The organism is Flavobacterium arundinis (assembly GCF_038289855.1).
Taxonomy (GTDB): Bacteria; Bacteroidota; Bacteroidia; order Flavobacteriales; family Flavobacteriaceae; genus Flavobacterium; species Flavobacterium arundinis.
Window position 1 is genome coordinate 107,398 of record NZ_JBBYHR010000004.1, and the last position, 21,944, is coordinate 129,341.

General features: G+C 42.2%; 23 protein-coding genes. 17 read left to right on the top strand and 6 right to left on the bottom strand.

Going from position 1 to position 21,944, the window contains the following annotated elements; all coding sequences use genetic code 11:
• Positions 1-92: 92 nt before the first annotated feature.
• From AAEO56_RS08665 to AAEO56_RS08730, 14 genes are all read left to right on the top strand, one after another.
• Positions 93-1,229: an NAD(P)/FAD-dependent oxidoreductase gene (locus tag AAEO56_RS08665; protein ID WP_341696646.1), complete on the top strand. Its 1,137-nt coding sequence runs from the start codon at positions 93-95 to the stop codon at positions 1,227-1,229.
• On the top strand, positions 1,220-1,933 hold the full coding sequence (locus tag AAEO56_RS08670) for a methyltransferase domain-containing protein (protein WP_341696647.1): 714 nt from the start codon (positions 1,220-1,222) through the stop codon (positions 1,931-1,933). The genes AAEO56_RS08665 and AAEO56_RS08670 overlap by 10 nt, the downstream gene beginning before the upstream one ends.
• Positions 1,930-2,982: a type III polyketide synthase gene (locus AAEO56_RS08675; RefSeq protein WP_341696961.1), complete on the top strand. Its 1,053-nt coding sequence runs from the start codon at positions 1,930-1,932 to the stop codon at positions 2,980-2,982. Before AAEO56_RS08670 ends, AAEO56_RS08675 begins: the two co-directional genes overlap by 4 nt.
• Complete coding sequence (locus tag AAEO56_RS08680) at positions 2,982-3,419, top strand: 3-hydroxyacyl-ACP dehydratase FabZ family protein (protein WP_341696648.1); 438 nt, start codon at positions 2,982-2,984, stop codon at positions 3,417-3,419. The genes AAEO56_RS08675 and AAEO56_RS08680 overlap by 1 nt, the downstream gene beginning before the upstream one ends.
• Positions 3,416-4,687 carry a beta-ketoacyl-[acyl-carrier-protein] synthase family protein gene (locus AAEO56_RS08685; RefSeq protein WP_341696649.1) on the top strand — a complete coding sequence of 424 codons (1,272 nt, stop codon included), beginning with the start codon at positions 3,416-3,418 and terminating at the stop codon, positions 4,685-4,687. Before AAEO56_RS08680 ends, AAEO56_RS08685 begins: the two co-directional genes overlap by 4 nt.
• A 7-nt stretch (positions 4,688-4,694) precedes the next feature.
• Positions 4,695-4,949: an acyl carrier protein gene (locus tag AAEO56_RS08690; RefSeq protein ID WP_341696650.1), complete on the top strand. Its 255-nt coding sequence runs from the start codon at positions 4,695-4,697 to the stop codon at positions 4,947-4,949.
• Positions 4,946-5,437, top strand: coding sequence for a 4'-phosphopantetheinyl transferase family protein (locus AAEO56_RS08695; protein WP_341696651.1), 492 nt, complete (start codon positions 4,946-4,948; stop codon positions 5,435-5,437). The genes AAEO56_RS08690 and AAEO56_RS08695 overlap by 4 nt, the downstream gene beginning before the upstream one ends.
• A 134-nt stretch (positions 5,438-5,571) precedes the next feature.
• Entirely contained in the window at positions 5,572-6,876 is a 1,305-nt protein-coding gene (locus AAEO56_RS08700; RefSeq protein WP_341696652.1) for an AAA family ATPase, read from the top strand.
• On the top strand, positions 6,876-8,114 hold the full coding sequence (locus AAEO56_RS08705) for a tetratricopeptide repeat protein (protein WP_341696653.1): 1,239 nt from the start codon (positions 6,876-6,878) through the stop codon (positions 8,112-8,114). The genes AAEO56_RS08700 and AAEO56_RS08705 overlap by 1 nt, the downstream gene beginning before the upstream one ends.
• On the top strand, positions 8,111-8,773 hold the full coding sequence (locus AAEO56_RS08710) for a hypothetical protein (protein ID WP_341696654.1): 663 nt from the start codon (positions 8,111-8,113) through the stop codon (positions 8,771-8,773). The genes AAEO56_RS08705 and AAEO56_RS08710 overlap by 4 nt, the downstream gene beginning before the upstream one ends.
• A 141-nt stretch (positions 8,774-8,914) precedes the next feature.
• Complete coding sequence (locus AAEO56_RS08715) at positions 8,915-9,343, top strand: response regulator (RefSeq protein WP_341696655.1); 429 nt, start codon at positions 8,915-8,917, stop codon at positions 9,341-9,343.
• A gap of 8 nt (positions 9,344-9,351) precedes the next feature.
• A complete protein-coding gene (locus tag AAEO56_RS08720) occupies positions 9,352-9,960 on the top strand; it encodes a biliverdin-producing heme oxygenase (protein WP_341696656.1) in 609 nt (202 codons plus the stop codon).
• Entirely contained in the window at positions 9,957-12,221 is a 2,265-nt protein-coding gene (locus AAEO56_RS08725) for an ATP-binding protein (protein ID WP_341696657.1), read from the top strand. The genes AAEO56_RS08720 and AAEO56_RS08725 overlap by 4 nt, the downstream gene beginning before the upstream one ends.
• 54 nt (positions 12,222-12,275) lie before the next feature.
• Positions 12,276-12,959, top strand: coding sequence for a hypothetical protein (locus tag AAEO56_RS08730; protein ID WP_341696658.1), 684 nt, complete (start codon positions 12,276-12,278; stop codon positions 12,957-12,959).
• A 62-nt stretch (positions 12,960-13,021) separates the two neighbouring features.
• Here AAEO56_RS08730 and AAEO56_RS08735 read toward each other — a convergent pair whose 3' ends face one another.
• Together AAEO56_RS08735 and AAEO56_RS08740 are read right to left on the bottom strand one after the other, a co-directional pair.
• On the bottom strand, positions 13,022-13,624 hold the full coding sequence (locus tag AAEO56_RS08735) for a 3'-5' exonuclease (RefSeq protein ID WP_341696659.1): 603 nt from the start codon (positions 13,622-13,624) through the stop codon (positions 13,022-13,024).
• Positions 13,625-13,626: 2 nt separating this feature from the next.
• Positions 13,627-15,546, bottom strand: coding sequence for a DUF294 nucleotidyltransferase-like domain-containing protein (locus tag AAEO56_RS08740; protein ID WP_341696660.1), 1,920 nt, complete (start codon positions 15,544-15,546; stop codon positions 13,627-13,629).
• 164 nt (positions 15,547-15,710) lie between these two features.
• On the opposite strand from AAEO56_RS08740, the gene AAEO56_RS08745 reads away from it, so the two are divergent.
• Positions 15,711-16,217 (top strand): DUF2911 domain-containing protein, encoded by a 507-nt coding sequence (locus AAEO56_RS08745; protein WP_341696661.1) that lies wholly within the window; start codon positions 15,711-15,713, stop codon positions 16,215-16,217.
• A gap of 187 nt (positions 16,218-16,404) precedes the next feature.
• Here AAEO56_RS08745 and AAEO56_RS08750 read toward each other — a convergent pair whose 3' ends face one another.
• Complete coding sequence (locus AAEO56_RS08750) at positions 16,405-16,818, bottom strand: hypothetical protein (RefSeq protein WP_341696662.1); 414 nt, start codon at positions 16,816-16,818, stop codon at positions 16,405-16,407.
• 156 nt (positions 16,819-16,974) lie between these two features.
• On the opposite strand from AAEO56_RS08750, the gene nudK reads away from it, so the two are divergent.
• Together nudK and AAEO56_RS08760 are read left to right on the top strand one after the other, a co-directional pair.
• A complete protein-coding gene (nudK, locus tag AAEO56_RS08755; protein WP_341696663.1) occupies positions 16,975-17,559 on the top strand; it encodes a GDP-mannose pyrophosphatase NudK in 585 nt (194 codons plus the stop codon).
• 114 nt (positions 17,560-17,673) lie between these two features.
• The gene (locus AAEO56_RS08760) at positions 17,674-19,980 is read left to right on the top strand and encodes an acyl-CoA dehydrogenase family protein (protein WP_341696664.1); all 2,307 of its coding nucleotides are present in this window, start codon (positions 17,674-17,676) and stop codon (positions 19,978-19,980) included.
• On the opposite strand, the gene AAEO56_RS08765 is transcribed toward AAEO56_RS08760, so the two are convergent.
• From AAEO56_RS08765 to AAEO56_RS08775, 3 genes are read right to left on the bottom strand one after another with little or no spacing between them, the layout of a single operon-like run.
• Positions 19,958-20,497 (bottom strand): anthrone oxygenase family protein, encoded by a 540-nt coding sequence (locus tag AAEO56_RS08765; protein WP_341696665.1) that lies wholly within the window; start codon positions 20,495-20,497, stop codon positions 19,958-19,960. The genes AAEO56_RS08760 and AAEO56_RS08765 overlap by 23 nt on opposite strands.
• A gap of 35 nt (positions 20,498-20,532) precedes the next feature.
• Complete coding sequence (locus tag AAEO56_RS08770; protein WP_341696666.1) at positions 20,533-21,567, bottom strand: o-succinylbenzoate synthase; 1,035 nt, start codon at positions 21,565-21,567, stop codon at positions 20,533-20,535.
• Between the two features lie 22 nt (positions 21,568-21,589).
• Positions 21,590-21,943 (bottom strand): four helix bundle protein, encoded by a 354-nt coding sequence (locus tag AAEO56_RS08775; protein ID WP_341696667.1) that lies wholly within the window; start codon positions 21,941-21,943, stop codon positions 21,590-21,592.
• Position 21,944 lies beyond the last annotated feature (1 nt).

The following is a 21,944-nucleotide window of genomic DNA, read 5'->3' on the forward strand; positions in this document are numbered from 1 at the left end:
TGTAAAAGGCAGCCTGTGGGTTGCCTTTTTTTGTTAAAAATATTGGCAAAACTATAACATCAACATCCTAACCCTTTGCCTAAATTAGTTTCATGGAAAGAAACCCCGATGTGCTCATTATTGGCGGTGGCCTTGCAGGGCTTACGGCAGGTATTCACCTGTCTAAAAAGGGGCTTTCGGTTACACTGATTGAGAAGTCGGGTTATCCTAAGCACAAGGTTTGCGGGGAGTATATTTCCAATGAAATACTGCCCTACCTCAAATGGCTTGGCGCCGATGTAGCCGGGCTTAACCCTATATCCATAAGCAAATTCGAATTTTCATCTGTTTCAGGCCACCCGGTTACTGCACAGCTTCCGTTGGGAGGTTTTGGCGTAAGCCGGTATGCGCTGGATAATTATTTGTGTGAAAAAGCAAGGGAAAGCGGCTGTAAAGTGATTTCTGCAGAAGTAACCGGCATTAATTTTATTGACGATAAATTTTATGTTGAAACTTCCGGTGCGATCTACACCTCAAAAATAGTATTGGGCGCTTTTGGAAAACGATCGAATCTCGACAAGGAAATGAACCGGGAATTTATCCAAAAGAAATCGCCATGGTTAGCCGTTAAAGCACATTATAAAGGAAAATTCCCTGATGATACCGTGGGGCTGCATAATTTTCCGGGCGGCTATTGCGGGGTTTCTAAAGTAGAGAACGGCGCCATCAACATTTGCTACCTTGCGAGTTATACGACTTTTAAAAAATATAAGAGCATCGAGGAATACCAAAAAGGGCAGGTATATAAAAACCCGCGCCTGAAAGAAATCTTTGAAAATGCTAAAATTCTTTTCGAAAAACCGCTGACCATAAGCCAGGTATCTTTCGATAAAAAACTCCCTGTTGAAAATAATATTCTTATGATGGGCGATACGGCCGGCCTCATCCATCCGCTATGCGGCAATGGCATGGCAATGGCTATACACAGCGCTAAAATAGCTTCTGAACTCGTAATGCTTTATGCTGAAGGAGCCATATCAAGGGAAGAACTTGAAAAACGCTATGCGGCAGCATGGAAAACCCAGTTCAGCAAAAGGATACGGACGGGAAGATTACTAGGAAAGGCTTTGGAAAACAAAATGCTTACGAGACCGCTTATGGATATGATGGCATTGTTTCCCTCGCTGCTGCCAAAGATCATAAAGCAGACGCACGGCAAACCTGTAAACATAGCCTCGGAATGGGAATAGATACTACACACCGCACGCAGGAGCCGGAAATAATGGATGATTTTTTGCTGGAAGGCGAGGAGCTGCGCGATGCACTGGATAAAATAGCCTCCATAAACCAATTGCTGGGTGGCAACAAGCTCACACTGGAAGGTGTGGAAGAATTGCTCCAAAAAGCGGATAAGACCAAAACGATAACTATAGCCGATGTAGGTTGCGGCAACGGCGACATGCTGCGGATGCTTTCGGCGTATGCCAAAAAGAAGGGTTATAGCTTTAGGCTAATTGGCGTTGATGCCAACCGATTTACAGTCACGTATGCCGAAAAGCTGTCAAAAGATTTTCCGGATATTGAATATAAATGCATCGACATTTTTAAGGAAGAATTCGAAAGCCTGAAATACGATATTGTATTATGTACGCTGACACTCCATCATTTTAAAGATGATGAAATATTGAAAATAATAACGACCTTTAACAGGAATGCATCGGTAGGGGTGGTAATAAACGACCTGCACCGGAGCAAGATGGCTTATAGGCTTTTCGAAATGCTTTGCCGGATTTTTGCCCTGAACCGAATGTCCCGTGAAGATGGATTGGTATCGATACTAAGAGGATTTAAAAAAGAAGAGCTTGAGGCGTTCGCCAAAAAATTAAACATAAAAAACAGCCGCATCCGCTGGAGGTGGGCGTTCCGCTACCAATGGATACTATCAAAACTATGAGTGTAAAGATCATTACGGTTGCAAAGCAGCTGCCCAATTATTCCCGTTCTACAAAAGAAATACTCCCACTGCTCGACGGCTGGCTTGACGGGCAGGACGAGCGCTTCATCCGGAAAGTGAAAAAGATTTTTGAGGGCGCTGCTGTGGACAAACGCTATTCTATTATGGAGCCTAAAGAGGTTTTTACCGCCACATCTTTTGAAGAAAAGAACGACATTTATACGCGGGAAGTAATAGAGCTAGGGGAAAAAGTCCTGCAAAATGCATTGGACAAATCAGGATGGAAGCCGCAATCCTTAGATTATATCATCACGGTAAGCTGTACCGGCATTATGATCCCCTCGCTGGATGCTTATTTGGTAAACCGCATGAAGCTGAAGCAGGATATTGTACGCCTGCCGGTAACCGAAATGGGCTGTGCCGCAGGAATTTCGGGAATTATCTATGCGAAGAATTTCCTGAAAGCCAACCCCAATAAAAGGGCTGCCGTTATTGCGGTGGAAGCTCCTACAGCTACATTCCAGTTGAATGACTTCTCGATGCCAAATATCATTAGCGCGGCCATTTTTGGCGATGGCGCCGCGTGCTGCCTTTTGTCATCCTACGAAGAAGATAAAGGCCCGGAAATACTGGATGAGCAGATGTATCATTTTTATGATGCCGAGCACATGATGGGCTTTAAGCTCACTAATGGCGGCCTGCAGATGGTGCTGGATATTGAAGTGCCTGAAACGATCGCTTCACATTTTCCTGATATAATACACCCATTTCTGGAACGGAATAAGTTGAAGATTGAAGATATAGACCACCTCATTTTCCATCCCGGCGGCAGGAAGATAGTGAGTACGGTTGAGGAATTATTCTCCGGATTGGGAAAGAACATTGACGCAACTAAGGAAGTACTGAAACAATACGGCAATATGTCGAGCGCCACGGTACTGTATGTATTGGAACAGATTATGGATAGCAACCCGCAGCCGGGCGACAAAGGCGTAATGCTGAGTTTTGGCCCGGGATTCTCGGCGCAACGGGTTTTATTACAATGGTAATGAATTCAAAACAGATCATAACCCAACTCCCATACGAAAAGCCCTTCCTCTTTGTGGATGAGCTGCTGCATGTAGATGAAAATGGCGTAACAGGAACGTACACTTTTGATGAAAACCTTGACTTTTACAAAGGGCATTTCAAAGGACATCCGGTAACGCCGGGCGTGATATTAGCGGAGTGCATGGCACAGATAGGGGTGGTGTGCCTTGGGATTTTTTTATTAAATAATGAATTGAATAAAGATGTTGCAATTGCTTTAACATCAACGGATATTGAATTTTTAAAACCGATATATCCGAATGAAAAGGTAACAGTAATTTCAGAGAAAATATATTTCAGGTTTGGAAAGCTGAAGTGCAAAGTTGTTATGAAAAACGAAGCAGGGGAGGATGTGTGTACAGGCACAATTGCAGGCATGATAACAAATAGTAAATGAGCAGAAGGGTTGTAATAACAGGGCTTGGCATTGCCGCTCCGAACGGGGTGGGCATTCCTGCGTTTACACACGCTATAAAAAACGGCATCTCCGGTATAAAACATGATACCGAACTGGAAAGGTTGCAGTTCTCCTGTCAGATAGCCGGAAAACCGGATATAACAGATGAAATGAAGCAGCGCTATTTTTCGGAACTGGAGCTGAGGGGATTCAATAGTACTGGCATTCTTTACGGTGTTATTGCCGGGATGGAAGCCTGGGCCGATGCCAAACTGGACGTTAATAATAGTGACCAGCCCGACTGGGACAGCGGTATTATTTTCGGGTCAGGTACGTCCGGCATTGATAAATTTCGCGAAAGCATTTATAAGATAGATGACTTGCAAACCCGCAGACTGGGCAGCACTGTTGTGGTACAAACCATGAACAGCGGCATCAGCGCCTACCTTGGCGGTAAGCTGGGACTTGGCAACCAGATAACCACCAATTCGTCGGCGTGCGTTACCGGAACCGAAAGCATCCTGATGGCGTATGAGCGCATAAAAAATGGGCAGGCCAAACGAATGCTTGCCGGCAGCACAGGCGACAGCGGCCCCTACATCTGGGCGGGATTTGATGCCATGCGCGTATGTACTTTTAAACACAACGATTCGCCCGAACAAGGCTCAAGGCCAATGAGTGCCTCGGCATCGGGATTTGTACCCGGTAGTGGAGCAGGGGCAATGGTGTTGGAAGAATTGGAAAGTGCCCTGGAACGCGGTGCAACAATATATGGTGAGGTACTGGGAGGTCATGTAAATTCAGGAGGGCAAAGGGGAGAAGGCACTATGACCGCACCCAACAGTATTGCTGTACAGCGGTGCATTAAAGGGGCGATAAAAGATTCGGGAATAACAGCAAATGATATTGACGCTATCAACGGACACCTTACAGCCACATCAAAAGACAGCCTTGAGATAAAAAACTGGGCAGAAGCATTGGGAAGGAGCGGCAGTAATTTCCCGTACATCAATTCATTAAAGTCGATGACCGGGCATTGCCTGAGCGGGGCGGGAAGCGTGGAAAGCGTGGCAGCAGTGCTGCAACTGCATGAAGGGTTTGTGTTCCCGAACATTAATTGTGAGGATATTCATCCTGAAATCGTATCTTTGGTTGATCTTTTAAAGATTCCGCAACAAAAAATTAACACAGAAATAAATATTCTGGCGAAAGCCAGTTTCGGTTTTGGCGATGTGAATGCCTGCATTATATTTAAGAAATTCACATAAAAACGATATGGATAAAGAACAAATTACCGGCAAGCTGAAAGCCATCATAAAGCCCTACACTGCTGAAGTGGAGGCTTTTGACAGGCTAACAGAAGATACCGATTTTATAAATGATCTCAAAATCAATTCGGCTAACCTGGTTGATATCATTTTGGATATAGAAACCGCGTTTGATATCAGGATAGAAAATGAAGAAATGGAGCGCATGCTGAATGTTAAAGCCGCCCTTGACATCATTGAAATTAAGCTTACGGAAAAATGATAGGCAATGATGTAATTGATCTTGCTGCCGCAAAAACGCAGAGTAACTGGCGGAGGCAAGGTTTCCTGCAAAGGCTGTTCTCTGAGGACGAACAGCACTGCATCATGAGCCATACCGAACAGGAAACAATGGTTTGGGTGTTGTGGAGCATGAAGGAAGCGGCCTATAAAGCATGGAACCGACAAACGGGAACAAGGGCCTTTATCCCGCACCTGCTGCATTGTTCTGTAAAGGTTTTGGATTCGGATAATTTTATGGGAAAAGTAGTTTGCGGGGATTTTAAATACCATACGCAAACTTCTATCTCAGATGAAGCGCTTCATACCGTAGCCGTTGCCGACAGCTCACAAAAAATATATGAGCCGGAAAACCCCGACATTATAAAAGATGAAGGAGGGCTGCCGTTTATCCAAAACAATAGGAAGCTTTTACCCGCTTCTGTAAGCCACCACGGCAGGTACCGGAGGGTTGTTTCTGTATGCGATTAATTCTTATTCAAAGATCGCGATTATCCTCCAAAACCTCCCACATACGCGTTCCTTATTACCTATTATAAATTTAAACCCGATTTTCCTTTTTAATTTATCCCTTAAAAATTAAATTAGCGCATATTTAATTTACAATGGACAATAACGCTATCGATAGCCTGCGGGAGGCACTTAAATTCTCGCCTACCAACATTCCCCTGAGGCTGCACTTAGCAGAAAGCCTGCTGAACCTGAACAGGCTTGACGAAGCCGAAAAAGAATATAAAGAGGTATTGGCACAACAGGAACATCCAGGAGCTAAATACGGACTGGCGCAAACCTATTTCAGGCAGGGACAATACGCCACCTGTAGCGTAATCCTTGAAGACGCACTCCACAATGATCCTGACAATATAAATTTTTTGGTACTTTATTCCAAAACACTTCTCAGGGAAAACCTGTACCAACAGGCTGTTGAAACCTACAGGAAAGTACTGGAAATGGTTCCCGGATACACCGATGAGGAACTGGATGCCCAACTGCGTGTAGGCATGGGCCCGCAGCCGCAATTTCAGGAAGAAGAGAACAACGTATTCCTTACCAAGCCCAAGACCAACTTCGCGGATGTGGGCGGTATGGAAAAGATAAAAAAAGAGATAGAGCTAAAGATCATTCACCCGCTGAACCATGCCGACCTGTACAAGGCGTATGGGAAAAAGACAGGTGGGGGTATATTGCTTTATGGCCCTCCCGGGTGCGGCAAGACTTTTATTGCCAAAGCAACGGCAGGTGAGATCAATGCTAATTTTATAAGTGTAGGGTTGAACGATATCCTCGATATGTGGATAGGCAACAGTGAGAAAAACCTGCACGAAGTATTTGAAACTGCAAGAAGAAATAAACCCTGCGTATTGTTCTTTGATGAAATAGACGCGCTGGGGGCGAGCAGGAGCGACATGAAGAACTCAGGTTCCCGCCACCTTATTAACCAGTTTTTGCAGGAGCTTAATGGACTGGATTCAGATAACGATGGCATACTGGTATTGGGCGCAACTAACGCACCGTGGCATCTGGATACTGCTTTCAGGAGGCCGGGCAGGTTCGACAGGATCATTTTTATTCCGCCGCCAGACGAAGAAGCGAGGGAATCTATACTCAATATAAAACTTAAAGGGAAGCCTGTTGGCAGCATTAATTTGGGCAAACTGGCCAAACAAACCGATAACTATTCAGGTGCTGATATAGAGGCTATTATCGATATTGCCATTGAAAGCAAGCTGGAAGAATCGTTTAAAACAGGTATTCCTGAACCCATACAGGAAAAGGATTTGGCAAATGCTATAAAAAAACACAATGCCAGTACAAAGGAATGGTTTGTCTCGGCGAAGAATTTTGCGCTTTATGCCAATGAATCGGGACTATACAACGATGTGCTGTCCTATCTAAAAATAAAGAAATAATGACGGAAGGCCTTTTGGAAAGAGCCACGCTGCTCCTGCAGCAGCAACGCTATAATGATGCCGAAAAAATACTGGGCGAACTCTTAAGTATAAACCCAAATGACGACCATGTGCTGTACCTGCTGAGTGAAATTAGCCTGCATAAGGAAAATTATGCAAAAGCAGAGGAACTCATTAACAGCGCGATAGCATTACACCCCACTGCAAGCCACTATTTTTTTCTTAAGTCAAGGCTTTATCTGGCAAAGGAAAAAATAAACGAAGCCGAAAAATACATAACCGAAGCCATTAGTATGGACCCTTACCAGGCAGAATACTTTGCTTTTTGGGGCCATATCAAGCTGATGCAAAAAAAATACAGTGAAGCGCTGGATATTGCGAACCAGGCACTGGCGCTGGATTCTTCCCATCTTTTTGCTTTGAACGTGCGAAGTACAGCCCTGCTAAAGCTTGACAGGAAAGAGGAATCCTTCGATACTATTGCTGAGGCATTGCATGAAAACCCCAATAATGCCTACACACATTCTAATTATGGTTGGGGGCTTTTGGAAAAAGGCGAAACCAAAAAGGCACTGGACCATTTTAGCCAGGCATTGAGCAATGACCCGAATTCGCTTCATGCACAGTCCGGAATGACAGAGGCGTTAAAGGCACGTTTTTTACTTTACCGGTGGTTCCTGCAATACTCATTTTGGATGTCGAATATGGCATCTAAGTATCAATGGCTGTTCATTCTCGGTTTTTATTTTGGTTCAAAAACATTATCAAAGATCGCTGAATCAAACGAAACATTGCGCCCTTTCCTTTACCCGTTGGTAATGCTGCTCTTCATCTTTGCATTTTCGACCTGGATAATTATGCCGTTGAGCAACCTGTTCCTGCTGATTAATCCTTATGGCAAGCACCTTTTGGATAAAGAGCAGAAGATAAGCTCATCGGCGATCGGAATCTTCCTGCTTGTATCCCTATTGAGCGGAATTACTTATTTTATGACAGGGTATGACCAATACATTGTCCTTGCTGTTTTTGCCTTTACCATGATGATCCCGTTAAGTAAATTGTTTGCAAAACCACAGGCGTTGTTCATGAGTTATAATGCGATAATGTTTCTTGCAGGCGTTACAGTTGTAGCGATGGTTTTTGCAAATGGTATTTTGATAGAAGGCCTTGCTACTGTTTATATTATCGGGCTTGTTGCTTTCCAGTTTTTAGCGAACTTCTTTATTACAAGGCGATGAAAGCGCTGGTGCAAATAGCATTTTTGTTGCTGATTAGCCTTACGGGTTACAGCCAGAAAAGCTATTTATTTGATTATGTTATGGAATATGAGGTGGTTAATGCAATCGAAAAAGGCAGCCCAAAACTAAGATATTACTGTTTTATAAGCTCTACCGATAGCCGCTATATGATGATAGTTACAGAAAATGATAAAGAGGTTAGGATGAGGCTGGTACTCGAAGGAGGCAGATATTACTACGGAACCATTGCCAAAGAGGATTTCTTTGTTGAGGCGATCAGCCTGAAATGCCCCCGAAGCGGGACAATTTCTGAAACGGAAAAATTGCGGAACTTTCAGCTGGAAACGAAAAGTGATACAGTAATAAATTCGGGATCTTTTAGCCATGTGGTCGTGCAGCCTGTCAGCAGGAAGAAAGCAGAGAACCGTAAGCTATTTACCACACATTATATCATGGATAACAGCCTTTACCTTAATTTTCCTTCGCTGTCGCCAGACGATATAGGCTACCGTTTTTGGAAAGATAAACAGACAATGCCGAATGGTTTTTTAAAAGAATGTATTGTAACGGATAACAAAGGCAATGTTACTACCCACACACGCCTGGTGCAATTCATTAAGTTAAAAAAGCTTATAATGATCGATAAAAACTGCAAATAACGCCATTTCAATTCTATTTAATTCGCGTTAAAGCTTTCTTAATATTTACAGTGCTGTAAAAATAATAAGCGGGTTTTAATTAAATTTGATATTCATCGCCTTACTTGCATTGCATTTTTTATAATTTTAAAACGACTGGATATGAAGAGCGGATTGACAATTTTTTACACGGATGATGACCAGGACGATTTGGATTTCTTCAAAGAAATAGTAGACATGATAGATGCAGGGGTGATTGTGGTAACACAAAAGAACGGCAATCAGCTTATTGATGCGTTAAATAATCCTCCGCCACATCCGCACGTTTTATTCCTGGATATAAACATGCCCGGGATGACAGGCTTTGATATACTGAAAAAAGTGAGGCAGTCGGATAAAAAGCTTCCTATCGTAATGTTTTCTACATCTGGCGATGAGCAGACAATTAAAAGAAGCAGGGAACTTGGGGCGAGTTATTATGTGCCTAAATCAGGGGTTTTCGAACAGTTGAAAAAATCTATTGAGTATGCCCTTGGAATAAATTGGGGAAGCTTTGTCCCTACTGATAAAAATTTTGTTTACTGCTACTAATTTATAAAATGAACGAGACGACTAACGCCCCCTTCTTAGAAAATTTACGCCAGGCTACAGCACAATCACATAAAGACCTTGAAGACCTGCCACTTTCAGCCTCAATAATGAACCCCGATGTTAGCAATAGCGAATATGCCGCTTACCTTGGCCTGATGCACGATGTAACAGCCGATACTGAAGAGAATATTTTTCCGCTTCTTGAAGGCATTATTCCTGACCTGAAACAGCGCGCCAAAGCGCATTGTATTGATACAGATCTCCGGGTATTGCATATTGATAATACTGCGACACACAGCAGGCCGATAACCCGCAACCTGAAAGAAATATCTACGGGTTTTGCTTTGGGTATTATGTATGTAGTAGAAGGCTCGTCACTGGGCGGAAGGGTTATCCTTAAGAATATCACTGCAGCATTAGGCTACGACGCTGATAATGGCGCTTCCTATTTTGCGGGATACGGTGGCCAGACCGGCAGTTACTGGAAAAATTTTCTTTCGGCGTTATCACAATATGAAACCGATAACCAATGCGCCTCCGAAATAATTAAAGGAGCCAACTTTACATTTGATGCAATAAACGCACATTTCAGGTCAAACGCCCCTCAAGCGATATGAAGATAAAGGATATTGTAAACCGTGAGATCGTTAACCTCACTAATTGCGAACAGGAACCCATACACATACCCGGCAGCATACAGCCCCACGGCTTCTTGCTTGGGCTTAAGGAACATTCATTTACCATAGATTTTTGCAGTGAAAATTGTGCGGCTTTTATAGGCCACACACATTCCAAATTATTAGGAAATTCTTTTGCAGCTGTTTTTGGCGACGATGCTTTAAGGCAATTAAAAGAATATATAGCCAATGGACATATGCTTTCGTCAGCATTGTTGAGGCTCCATCTCAATAATAATGATTTTTTATGCACAGTACATTATAATAAAGCTGTTTATATCCTTGAAGCAGAGCCTGTAAGCAGCGAAATAAGGGAAGCAAGTGTGGTGTACGACCATACTTCGCAATTCCTTACTTACATGCATGACACCCATACCCTAAAGGAACTCTGCGGACTTGTTGCTAAAGGTACCCGTGAAATTACCGGCTATGACAGGGTAATGGTATACCGCTTTGACAAGGATTATAATGGTGAAGTTTTTGCAGAAAGCGTGCGGGAAGACCTCGAGCCATTCCTCGGCCTGCATTACCCGCATACTGACATTCCGCCGCAGGCACGCGAACTGTACATGCAAAACCTGTTACGGCTTATTACAGATATCAATTATACGCCTGTACCGATTTACACTGTGGATGACGTTGAAAATAAAAACCTTGACCTGAGTCTTTCCATTTTACGCAGCACATCGCCCATGCATGTGCAATACCTTCACAATATGTGTGTAGGGGCAACACTAACGATATCGCTCATTTATAAAAAGAAACTCTGGGGACTGATAGCGTGCCACCATTATTCGGCTAAAAATATCAGCCCGGAAATACGCCTTGCCGCGCAGTTACAAGGCCACTTCATCACATCGCAAATTGATGTAAGGCAGGCTTCTGAAGAATATGAGGAAGCCAGGAGGGCGACTATTTCACTGGAAAAAATGAATACCTTTACGCTGAATAGTGCCGCCGCGCTGCAGGAAATTGCCAATGCTCCGGACATACTCAAACTTTGTAATGCCACAGGGGTGTCAATAGTATTCAACGATAAGGTTTACAAAAATGGTAATACGCCCGAAGACGATGAAGTAAAACAGATGGCCAACTGGCTGGCAACGTATACTGAAAATGGCAGCTTCCATACAGATAAGCTTGTTAATTACTTATCTGAGATGAAAAGTGTTTGCGATAAGACTTCAGGCATCATTTATCACTCGCTCGATATGGACAGCAACAACTGTATTATCTGGTACAGGCCGGAAACCATTACGGAAGTGAATTGGGCCGGTGATCCTGCAAAATCTATTATCAAAGACAAGAAAGGGCTTTCCCCAAGGAATTCTTTTTCCCTTTGGAAAGAAATTGTAAGTTGCACGAGCAAACCCTGGCTGCAACCCGAAATAGACACGGCCGCGGCCTATGCATTTAGCCTGCAGCGCCATATCAACCTGCTTATCATTTCGCTGGAAGAAGAAAAATACCGCAGGCTGAGCGAATTGCTTAAGCAAACTAACTCAGAGCTGGAGAACATCAACTGGATAAGTACGCATGACCTTCAGGAGCCTTTGCGAAAAATACAGCTGATATCGTCACGCATATTAACCAAAGAAGAAGATATGTCGCCTGGTGTGCATGATTCGCTTACCCGTATGAATTCGTCGGCGCAGCGCATGCAGACACTGCTTATCGATATCCTGAAATACACGCGGCTGAAACACACCGATGAATCGTTTGAAATGGTCGACCTGGACAACCTTATAGAAAATGTAAGGGAAGATATGACCGAAACAATTGCAGAGAAATCGACTGAATTTATTATGGGTAACCTGCCATCAGTAAATGGTATCCCTTTCCTGTTAAGGCAATTGTTCTCTAACCTTATTGCCAATTCTATCAAATATGCATCGCCGGAGCGACTCCCGGTTATAAAGATAACAGCAGAACAGCAGCCGATAGCTTATTCTCCGGATGACAAAGAGGTATACCAGGTGATATATGTTGCTGATAATGGGATAGGGTTTGAACAGCAATATGCCGAATCAATTTTTAATATATTTACAAAGCTGCATGCTTCTTCAGATTTTAAGGGATCCGGGGTAGGCCTGGCGCTTTGCAGAAAGATCATGCAGAACCATAATGGCTATATTACAGCTTCGGGAGAATTAGGGAAAGGGGCCGTTATAAGCTTATATTTCCCCGTAAACGAAATATAATATCCGTTTAAAAACAAATTTCGAATAATATCGAGCTAATCTGAAATTATCAGAATGGGAACATTGCATGAAGTATATCAATTAAAACCATGGGTTTTAATGCCCGGAGCTATCCTTAAGGTTAGTAAAGACAGGGAAGATTTATTTTTAGAAAAATATCCGGCAAGCAAAGATATTTTTAATGAGGCACGAGGTTTTTCTTCAGACACCTTTATAACAAATTCTACCGATGGAAAAATTGAAAGGTTTGCGATGTATGCTACTGAAAGAAAAATTGATTTTGGGGAATCCGGTATATATATTTCTGTTCAGGATGGCAGTAAGCATGGGTTTATAAATTTCGAGAATTTTCTGGAGGAGTTGGCACCTTATTTACATGACGCTTTATTCTATGTAATTTGGGATCATATAATAAGCAGGTATGAGATTAAAGATGAAAAATTATTTTTCGAAACTAAGAAGAATTTTGCCGACTGGGATTACGATTTTGAAGAATATATACTTGCCAACTACGTATCTTCCAAACAACTTATTGCCGAATTTTATATAGAAAAAGTCACTGAAATGATGTTGCACCATGTTGAAATAATTAACGATGGCGAAGATCCTAAAGAAAGATTTTATGAAGAGGAAGATTATGAAAACCTACTGCTAAAACTGCGAGACTACAAGGAATTCATTTCACAGGAAAAATTCCGGGAATTAGAAGGATGGCTCAAGCTTCAGATGATAGATTGAATAATAATAATCAAAACTATACTATGCAGTCATTGCGTGCATAGCAGGAAATTTTTGGTCAGTTATATTCCCAACTTCCGCTTCAATTTTAAAAAAACAAGCGCTGTAGTATATGCGTTCCCCGACGCAGTATGGCGGTCGCTTTTGCCTATCCTCATGGCATCGCACAAATCGTCGAGGCTGGATTGGCTGTCTTCGGGAAGGCCTTTCAGGCGCTGGTAAAGAGTATTGGTATCCATTACAGGATTTTTGATACGGCCCAGGTCAAGCCTTTTCAAAGCCTGGTTGATCATTTCGATATCAAGGTTCACATTATGGCCAACAAGCGTTGCATCCTTTATAAAATTCAGGAACTGTATCATTGCTTCGGCCTCTACAAATTTTTCCTGTTTCGGTTCTTTCAGCACACCACTCAATGCCACTGACTGTGGACTGAATTTATCCTGCTGCACGAAAACCTGCAAAAAATCGCCTACCTCAATAGCGTTGCCTAAAACACCAATTGCCCCGATAGACAATATAACGTCTTCCTTCCAGTCGAGGCCGGAAGCTTCCATATCAAAAACCACATAACGCCTGTGCTCTTTGTCGTCACCGTCAAAAAGGGCAATATAATTTTTCCAGAATTGGGGCGTACTGCCACCTGTCAGCCAGTCAAATGCCATGGTTACTTAATAGAGGTTATGGAAAATCGGTTTTTTATCATGTCCTGAATGTCGCTTATGGGCTGGAAACAGTTCTTAAGCTTTACTTTATCGGACTTTGATAACTCATTTAAATTTAAATACTTACCATTTGAGTTGTTCAATAATCCTTCTTCCGTCCTGAAGCGCATCAATGTATTAAAGGCCTCAGCACATTCTTCATAAAGATCAGCATTCTTCGGCTCTAATTCAGCTAATTTTTTGAAGCGATGGTAGGTATTTGTAATCTCAATAAGGTTCATGCTTAAAGCCAATAGCCTTGCAGCATCGGTTAACGGCTCAAGTGCACGGCTCTTTATATCAAAATAATCTTTGTGTTCGCCATCGCTTTCTACCAAAAATTGCCTGAAAAAGCCTAGCGGTGGCGGATTTTGCAAGGTATCGGAAGCAAGATAGGCAAAGAATTTTTTGTTCCTTGCAATGTTCATTTCTATATGTGATGCCAACGCATCTTCTATTGCCGGCGCGCCGTAGATAAAGTCAAAATCAAAGAAAATAGTACTCACCTCTACATTTTTCTCTGCCGGTGTATTGATCCAGGAATCATATTGTTTCATCCAGTCTGTCAATGATTTGCACCACAGTGTATTGCTTGCCAGTAATTTATTTTGAGATGGTTCGTAGCCCACTTTTCCCAGGTATTCAATCACCATTTCTGCAAGTTCAAGAAAATACCGCTTCACATTGTTGTATTGCTCCGGTTCTACATCTTCAAAAATAAGGGCGTTATCCTGGTCGGTAAGCAATAGTTGTTCTTTACGGCCCTGACTGCCAATGTTCATCCACACAAAGCGGACAGGAGGGGGGGAGCCTATTTTTTCAACGGCCAGCTCAATTGAACGGCGGGTTATCGCAATATTTATCTCGGCTACAATGTTTGAAATGTGCGAAATAGGGATGAGTGTATCAATCGAATTCTGGATTAGGTCAGTAAGTTTTTCACGGACATATTTGAGCTCTTTGGCGTTAGAAGCCCTCCGGGTTTGTTTCAGCAGCACACCTGGGGTGTTGGTCTGTGCCGCTACTACATCATGCTCAGAAATAATACCGCTTACAGGCGATTTGTCGCTGCCGTCCCTTGTTACGCAAAGGTGGCCCACATCGTGCTTCAGCATCAGCATTTGGGCTTCGGCAACCGAAATATTTTCAGGAACAGTAATTACAGGGGTTGTCATCACTTCACGCGCCTCAACATCAATGGATAACAATCCGGTAGCGATCTTGGTACGCAGGTCTTTATCAGTGATAATGCCTATAGGCAATTGATCTTTTTGTATAATGACGCTGCCTACAGCGCTATTTGCCATTGTTTTAGCAATAAATTTCAATATATCTTCGGCATTGGCAGTGATAGGATTGCGCGTATATTTTATGGGCTGAAAATATTGGATATCAGCCACCTGGTCGCTAAACACTACATTTTCGGCCATTAGCTTACCGCTCCGTTCTTTATCATAAGGATTTCGCGTCTGTGAGGCAAAGCTCTCCAAAAGAAATTCCAATACTTTGGAATTGCCTGTGATATAAGGCCTAAACACTTCGATAGGTATACCATATATAATTGATTCCTCACGGGCGCGGGCCGTCATGAGGTAATCATTTTTTGCAAAGAAAGGGCGGAGGCCAAGTATATCGCCTTCGTCGCATTTGTCTATAAGGGTCTCTTCAGCATCTGAGGTGAGCGAAAGGCCTACAGCTCCGTCTTTTACAATATAAAAATCGGCATGTGTTGCATCGCCTCCTTTAAATAATACCTGGTTTTTTTCCAGGTAAATTACTTTCGATTGCGAGGCAATATGCATCAGGTCGGCATATTCCAGGCTGCTGAAAGGGGGGAAGTGCATTAAAAAATCGGCAATGCCTTGGGCAACAGGGTTTTTCATAGTAGGCCAATTGAAATCTAAATATACAGTTTTTTAATGTTTCGCAAAAAAAATGCTTACAGGAAAAGCATAAAGGTTTGTTAAAATACCATTATGATCAAACAAACACTAAGCCAATAACAACGCAATCATTAAATTTACGGTACAAATAAATATTTACAACCATGAAATTAATGACCAAAACCGTATTGCTGTTTGTCGCAATACTCACAACAGCATTCGCAACAGCACAGGACAAAAAACCGGCAAGCCCTCCGGCGACAGCGACAGGTAAGATCAATGGCGCAACTATTACAATTAACTACAGCAGCCCATTTGTTAAAGGAAGAGTTATCTGGGGAGAACTTGTTCCGTACGGAAAAGTTTGGCGCGCAGGCGCTAACAAGCCAACAACCTTTGAAACCGATAAAGCGCTTATGGTTGAAGGAAAAGAATTGCCGGCAGGAAAATATGCCGTATATGTGATTCCTGAAAAAGATAATGCTACAGTAATTTTTGGAAAAGATCCTGCAATTGGCTTTAACAATTATGACGAGTCAAAAGACCAGATCCGAGTAAATGTTAAACCAAAAAAATCGGCAAAGATGAACGAAAGCCTGGTTTATACAATTAATAAAGATAACGTGACCCTGAGCTGGGAAAATTGGGATATCCCTGTGAAGATAAAATAAATTGTAACTTATGATTTAAGCACATTATCTGATAATAGGGTAATGTGCTTTTTTATTATATACAACTATAATAAAGATATAAAGAAGAGGAACGTTTTACATTTATTATTTTACATAATATAAATTATATGTCAAATATAAGATGTTGAAAAGCGGGCAGAACCCGCTAATCATATTGTTATTGTGTTTATTTCTTGATATCACCAGTATAAACAAACTTCTCGCCCTGGTAAACAGTAACCTGTACAACGCCTGTTTTAAGCGTATGCATCACATAGCCAAAAACCTGGTTATTTGGGAAACGTATATAATAAGTACTGTCGGTCATACTTGGCGCCGGTTTTTTCATTTTAAAACGGAACTCACCATCTGCCATGATCTGTAGCGTAAATTTATCTGTTTCAGCAGCTGTGTAAAGTAATTGTCCGCCAACGTAATGTTCGGTAACTGTTTCCGGCAATGATGGGAAATCCTTAAATGAATTTGATTTTTTTAGTATCGAATACAATTCAAAGTTTCTGATCGACAACGGCACCTGCTTATCCTGTGCTGCCATATTCATTGCAAAAGCCATCAGTAAGCAAACAAGTAATTTTTTCATTTTTGAAATTTTTTAGTTTAAGAACGTAAATATAAAAAGATTTTCAATAGCGTTACAAATTGGCCTGTACATACATTAAAAATATACTTACGGTAATTTCTGATTAAAATAATAGCCGGATATTTGCGTTCATAAGGCAAAAAATAATAAACTATTATGTCTGACAATGTAAAGATCATAGCGTCAACAGTGCTTTCTGAAAACTGGGGGAAACTCAACAAGGTTAAATATGAAAACCGGCTGAAAGACGGCACCTGGCAAACACACGAACGCGAAGTTTATAACCGTGGTAACGGCGCTGTAATCCTATTATATAATAAAGAAAAAGGCACCGTAATACTCACACGGCAGTTCCGGATACCGACATGGTTCAATGGCAATACCGATGGAATGATGATCGAGGCTCCTGCCGGGTTATTGGATGAGAACGATCCGGAAGAATGCATCCGTCGTGAAACTGAAGAAGAAACGGGATACACTGTAACCGATGTAAAAAAAGTTATGGAAGTATATATGTCTCCTGGATCTGTCACAGAGATACTTTATTTCTTTATTGCTGCTTATTCCGATGCCATGAAAACCGGTGAAGGCGGCGGCGTTGAAAAAGAACAGGAAAATATAGAAGTACTCGAAACATCATTTACCAGGGCACTAGAAATGGTGACTTCGGGCGAAATTAAAGATGCCAAAACTATAATGCTGCTCCAATACGCGCAGATTAACAGGCTCTTAGAGGCTTAGTTGTTTAGTTTTATAAGCATCTCAGTATCTAAGAACCTAAGCAGCTTTTTTTAACTCTATTTTAAATCCATTCTGTAGGTAATTGCTTATTTTTAAGTTTAAAAAATTTACAGAATGGATATTACTTTTAATAACGATCCCAAACTTACTATACTTCTTCCGTTTATCTATTTCGCATGGCACGACGATGTGCTTACCAAAAAAGAGATAAATGTCATAAATGATTTTATCGGTGCCCAGGAATGGCTTACCAAAGCTGAAAAAGAATTCCTGAAATCAAAAATGGATGCCGGCTCCCCTCCTTCCAGATCAGACCTTTTTCATTGGAAAGAAAAAATAGATGCAGCACTTGCAAACAAAACAACGCCCACCAGCCTGACGGAGCTTGGCCTTTTGATAGCAAATGCCGAAAGAGAATCGTTTAAGAAAGAGGATATTAAAAAGATCGCGCCTGCTTTTGCAGTATTCGAATCGGGCCTTGGCATCATGAGCCGTGAGGTGATTTCCGGCTTTCGCCAAAACAGGGATACCATTACCGATAAATATAAGACCGCTGAAAGCTTTAATGTTGGGCAAATGACCGCTTTCCTTGACGGAAGCCAGGCAGATATTATTAATAAAGTAAAACAATTAATCGGCAGCCCTGAATTTGCGTTAAATACTTCAACAGATGCAGCAGAATACCGGGAAAAAGTGCTGGAATGGTCGAAATTACTGGCAAAAAATGGCTTAGGCTCTTATGCATATCCTAAAGCACAAGGCGGGAAAGACGACATCGAAGGGTACTTTTCGATTATGGAAACCCTTAGCTACCATGACCTGAGCCTTGTTATTAAGTTTGGCGTACAGTTCGGGTTGTGGGGCATGAGTATTTTATCGCTCGGTACAGAAAAGCATTATAAGAAATACCTTCAGGCTATAGGCAAAATGGAACTTATAGGCTGTTTTGCCATGACCGAAACGCATCATGGATCGAATGTAAAAGGTATCCAGACTACAGCGACTTACGACAATAAAACCAAGTCATTCACAATCCATACTCCGGAAAAATATGCCCGTAAAGAATATATAGGGAATGCTGCCAACCACGGCGAAATGGCGACTGTTTTTGCCAAGCTTATCATCAACGGCAAGGATTATGGTGTAAATGCTTTTATTGTCCCGATACGTGATAATGAAAATAACACACTGCCCGGCATTACTATTGAAGACTGCGGCCACAAGATGGGCCTGAACGGTGTGGATAATGGTATTATCTCTTTTGATAACATCGAAATACCTTATGAAAACATGCTCGACCGTTTTGCTCAAGTGAGTGAATCCGGAGAATTCGAAAGCCCGATACCAAGCGATAACAGGCGTTTCTTTACCATGTTGGGGACGCTTGTTGGTGGACGTATAGGCATACCACGATCGGCATTGGCAGCAGCCAAAACGGGACTGGCCATTGCTATAAAATACGGCGATAAGCGCAGGCAGTTTGGTCCCGAAGGCGGTAGCGAAGTACCGATACTCAATTACAGGATGCACCAGCGCAGGCTTATGCCCTACCTCGCCAATGCGTACGCCATACATTTTGGGCTTCAATACCTCACAAAACGTTTCATAGAACGCACCGAAGACCAAATGCAGGAAATTGAAGCACTTGCAGCGGGGATGAAAGCCTACTCCACCTGGAACACGCGCGATACATTGCAGGAATGCCGTGAGGCATGTGGCGGCAAGGGTTACCTGAGCGAAAACCGCATCGGTGACCTGAAGAACGATACCGAAATATATACCACCTTTGAAGGCGATAATACAGTGCTGATGCAACTTACCGCAAAGAACAGGCTGGGCGAATTCCGGAAAGAGTTTGGCGAAATGAATGTCGCTACTATATTTAACTACGTTGTTGATCAGGCGAAAACAGCTGTTGTTGAGAAGAACCCGTTTACAACCCGCAATACGGATGAAGAGCATTTGAAAAGCCGTGATTTTCATCTCCAGGCATTTCAGTACCGCGAAAAAGAAATTGTAAGCACTGGTGCACGACGTTTTAAGAAGCTTATTGACGATGGCCTGGATGCTTTTGATGCCGCCAACGTTATGCACCCGCACATGCTGCAGATTGCTGATGCCTACCTGGACCGGGTATTTTTAGAACAATTCCAATTACAGCTTGATACTATAACCGATGAAGGGCTAAAGCAGGTGCTGGAAAAACTATACAGCCTTTTCGCCCTGAATAAAATTGAGGAGCATAAAGCGTGGTACCTTGAGCAGGGCTATATGGAAGGCAGCAAAACCAAGGCTATACGAAAGTTAGTGAGCCAACTTTGCTGGGAGATACGGCAGGATGCTGTGCCGTTGGTTGATGCGTTCAATATCCCTGAAAGCTGCCTGGCACCTATTGTCACTACAAAGAGCGCTGAGGCGTAACATTATTTTTGTCCTTATTGCTATTTGGAGAAGACAAAACGCAACCTGTGATAACCAGTATGAGCGCAGCAATAGCGGCTATTGTACGGATGCTGTGGAACATATTCCATGACGATTCAAACACTCTTCTTTGCTCAGCTATTTCATTGACGGAATTTGAATTAATATCGAAAGCATCAAGTGTTTCATTAAGCGGTACATTGCCTGCCATCGTAATTACAAACGTACCTGCAGCATAGAGAATGGTTGCAGCCAAAAGCAGCCAGAATGCAATCGTATCACCGCTTTTATATTTTAAAAATGTACTGACGGGGAGCATAACCAGCGTTCCCATAAAGCTCAGGAAGAACACAGGATTCAGTATTTCCTTATTGATGGACTGCATTGCCAGCAGGTATTCTTTGTCTGCAAGTTTACCCAATCCAGGATTTACAGAGCAACTATAGGAATAAAACAGGCCGGCTATGAGGGCCGTTAGTGTGGCGGTAATGATGAGTACCAGGTTTTGTGTGTTCATAGTTTATCGATTTTAGATATATAACACGAAGCCTTCTACAAATTTATTTTCCAGTCTGTTGCAGGATTATAACCAAGTTCGCCATTTTTAACTTCAAGCGGCGAATCAAAATTATTGGTATATAGCGCTCCTGTACCTAATCCCTGGGGCATCGGGTTGTTTTGCAGAAAGGTCCATTGCGCAATAGCATTTAGCCCGACATTGCTTTCCAGTGCAGAGGTAACCCACCAACCGATATTGTAATTGTCCGCAATATCGATCCATTCCTTTGTACCACGAAAACCACCGACCAGGCTTGGCTTCAGAATAATGTATTGCGGCTGGATTTTTTGCAGGAGTTCTACCTTTTTTTCTTTACCGAATACACCTATAAGCTCTTCATCCAAAGCAATAGGAAAAGGAGTGTTTCTGCATAGCTCTGCCATACTGTCAGGTTGGTTTTTTTGAATCGGCTGCTCAATGCTATGTAATTGAAATTCTGACAATTTAATTAATTTACTTAAAGCATTATTTACATCAAAAGCACCATTAGCATCAACCCTTATTTCTATTTCTTCCGGGCTGAAATTCGTCCTTATAAACCGTAATAAGTCCAGTTCTTTGTCGAAATCTATTGCCCCGATTTTTAGCTTTATACACGTAAATCCCTGCTGCAATTTCTCTTCGATCTGCTGCTTCATGTAATGCTCCTCTCCCATCCAAACCAGTCCGTTTATCGGGATATTCTCCTGCCCTTTTGTAAATGCAGAAGGAAATAAAAGATACGGACTTTCACCTTCAAGCGACCGGAAAGCAGTTTCTAATCCAAATTGTATCGAAGGGAATTCAATAAGTTCTTCCCAAAGATTTTCTTCTCCTAAATGGATATTTTCGCACGCCCATTTTAATTTCTCTTCATAGCCGGGACGGTCATCAATGCTAAGGCCTTTTAGAAGCCCGCACTCCCCTATTCCTCGTTTGCCATCTTTTTCAAGGATGATAAACCAGGTTTCTTTTTCAGTCATCACACCACGGGAAGTACCGCTTGGGCGTTTGAAGTTAAGGATGTATTTTTTATAAATTGCTTTCATAAAAAAAATTACGAATTACGAATTACGAATTACGCAGGGTTTTTTGAATACTGCCAATGATTTTTAATAGTTCTTCCGAATCTTGCAGTAAACTATTAGCCTGCTCTTCAGTTAAATAATTTGTATCCCTCAGCAATCGAAGCCAATATTTACTTTCCCTGGCTTCTTTGTAAGCTATAGTAAGCTTTGCGAAGAAATCTTTCTGACTTTGTCCGCCCAGAGCTTCTTCGATATTGGCACCTACAGATGTTCCGCATCTCAAAAGTTGCTTTGAAAGAACATATTCTTTGCGTTCCTCAATAAGATACTTATATGCGTTTATAATTCTTATTGCGAAAGCATAGCTTTTTTGCTGAACGACATTATCCGTCTTCATC

Bases quoted from the DNA above. Each gene is read 5' to 3' on its own strand.
- AAEO56_RS08665 (WP_341696646.1), top strand. From the start codon at position 93: ATGGAAAGAAACCCCGATGTGCTCATTATTGGCGGTGGCCTTGCAGGG.
- AAEO56_RS08670 (WP_341696647.1), top strand. From the start codon at position 1,220: ATGGGAATAGATACTACACACCGCACGCAGGAGCCGGAAATAATGGAT.
- AAEO56_RS08675 (WP_341696961.1), top strand. From the start codon at position 1,930: ATGAGTGTAAAGATCATTACGGTTGCAAAGCAGCTGCCCAATTATTCC.
- AAEO56_RS08680 (WP_341696648.1), top strand. From the start codon at position 2,982: ATGAATTCAAAACAGATCATAACCCAACTCCCATACGAAAAGCCCTTC.
- AAEO56_RS08685 (WP_341696649.1), top strand. From the start codon at position 3,416: ATGAGCAGAAGGGTTGTAATAACAGGGCTTGGCATTGCCGCTCCGAAC.
- AAEO56_RS08690 (WP_341696650.1), top strand. From the start codon at position 4,695: ATGGATAAAGAACAAATTACCGGCAAGCTGAAAGCCATCATAAAGCCC.
- AAEO56_RS08695 (WP_341696651.1), top strand. From the start codon at position 4,946: ATGATAGGCAATGATGTAATTGATCTTGCTGCCGCAAAAACGCAGAGT.
- AAEO56_RS08700 (WP_341696652.1), top strand. From the start codon at position 5,572: ATGGACAATAACGCTATCGATAGCCTGCGGGAGGCACTTAAATTCTCG.
- AAEO56_RS08705 (WP_341696653.1), top strand. From the start codon at position 6,876: ATGACGGAAGGCCTTTTGGAAAGAGCCACGCTGCTCCTGCAGCAGCAA.
- AAEO56_RS08710 (WP_341696654.1), top strand. From the start codon at position 8,111: ATGAAAGCGCTGGTGCAAATAGCATTTTTGTTGCTGATTAGCCTTACG.
- AAEO56_RS08715 (WP_341696655.1), top strand. From the start codon at position 8,915: ATGAAGAGCGGATTGACAATTTTTTACACGGATGATGACCAGGACGAT.
- AAEO56_RS08720 (WP_341696656.1), top strand. From the start codon at position 9,352: ATGAACGAGACGACTAACGCCCCCTTCTTAGAAAATTTACGCCAGGCT.
- AAEO56_RS08725 (WP_341696657.1), top strand. From the start codon at position 9,957: ATGAAGATAAAGGATATTGTAAACCGTGAGATCGTTAACCTCACTAAT.
- AAEO56_RS08730 (WP_341696658.1), top strand. From the start codon at position 12,276: ATGGGAACATTGCATGAAGTATATCAATTAAAACCATGGGTTTTAATG.
- AAEO56_RS08735 (WP_341696659.1), bottom strand. From the start codon at position 13,624: ATGGCATTTGACTGGCTGACAGGTGGCAGTACGCCCCAATTCTGGAAA.
- AAEO56_RS08740 (WP_341696660.1), bottom strand. From the start codon at position 15,546: ATGAAAAACCCTGTTGCCCAAGGCATTGCCGATTTTTTAATGCACTTC.
- AAEO56_RS08745 (WP_341696661.1), top strand. From the start codon at position 15,711: ATGAAATTAATGACCAAAACCGTATTGCTGTTTGTCGCAATACTCACA.
- AAEO56_RS08750 (WP_341696662.1), bottom strand. From the start codon at position 16,818: ATGAAAAAATTACTTGTTTGCTTACTGATGGCTTTTGCAATGAATATG.
- nudK (WP_341696663.1), top strand. From the start codon at position 16,975: ATGTCTGACAATGTAAAGATCATAGCGTCAACAGTGCTTTCTGAAAAC.
- AAEO56_RS08760 (WP_341696664.1), top strand. From the start codon at position 17,674: ATGGATATTACTTTTAATAACGATCCCAAACTTACTATACTTCTTCCG.
- AAEO56_RS08765 (WP_341696665.1), bottom strand. From the start codon at position 20,497: ATGAACACACAAAACCTGGTACTCATCATTACCGCCACACTAACGGCC.
- AAEO56_RS08770 (WP_341696666.1), bottom strand. From the start codon at position 21,567: ATGAAAGCAATTTATAAAAAATACATCCTTAACTTCAAACGCCCAAGC.
- AAEO56_RS08775 (WP_341696667.1), bottom strand. From the start codon at position 21,943: ATGAAGACGGATAATGTCGTTCAGCAAAAAAGCTATGCTTTCGCAATA.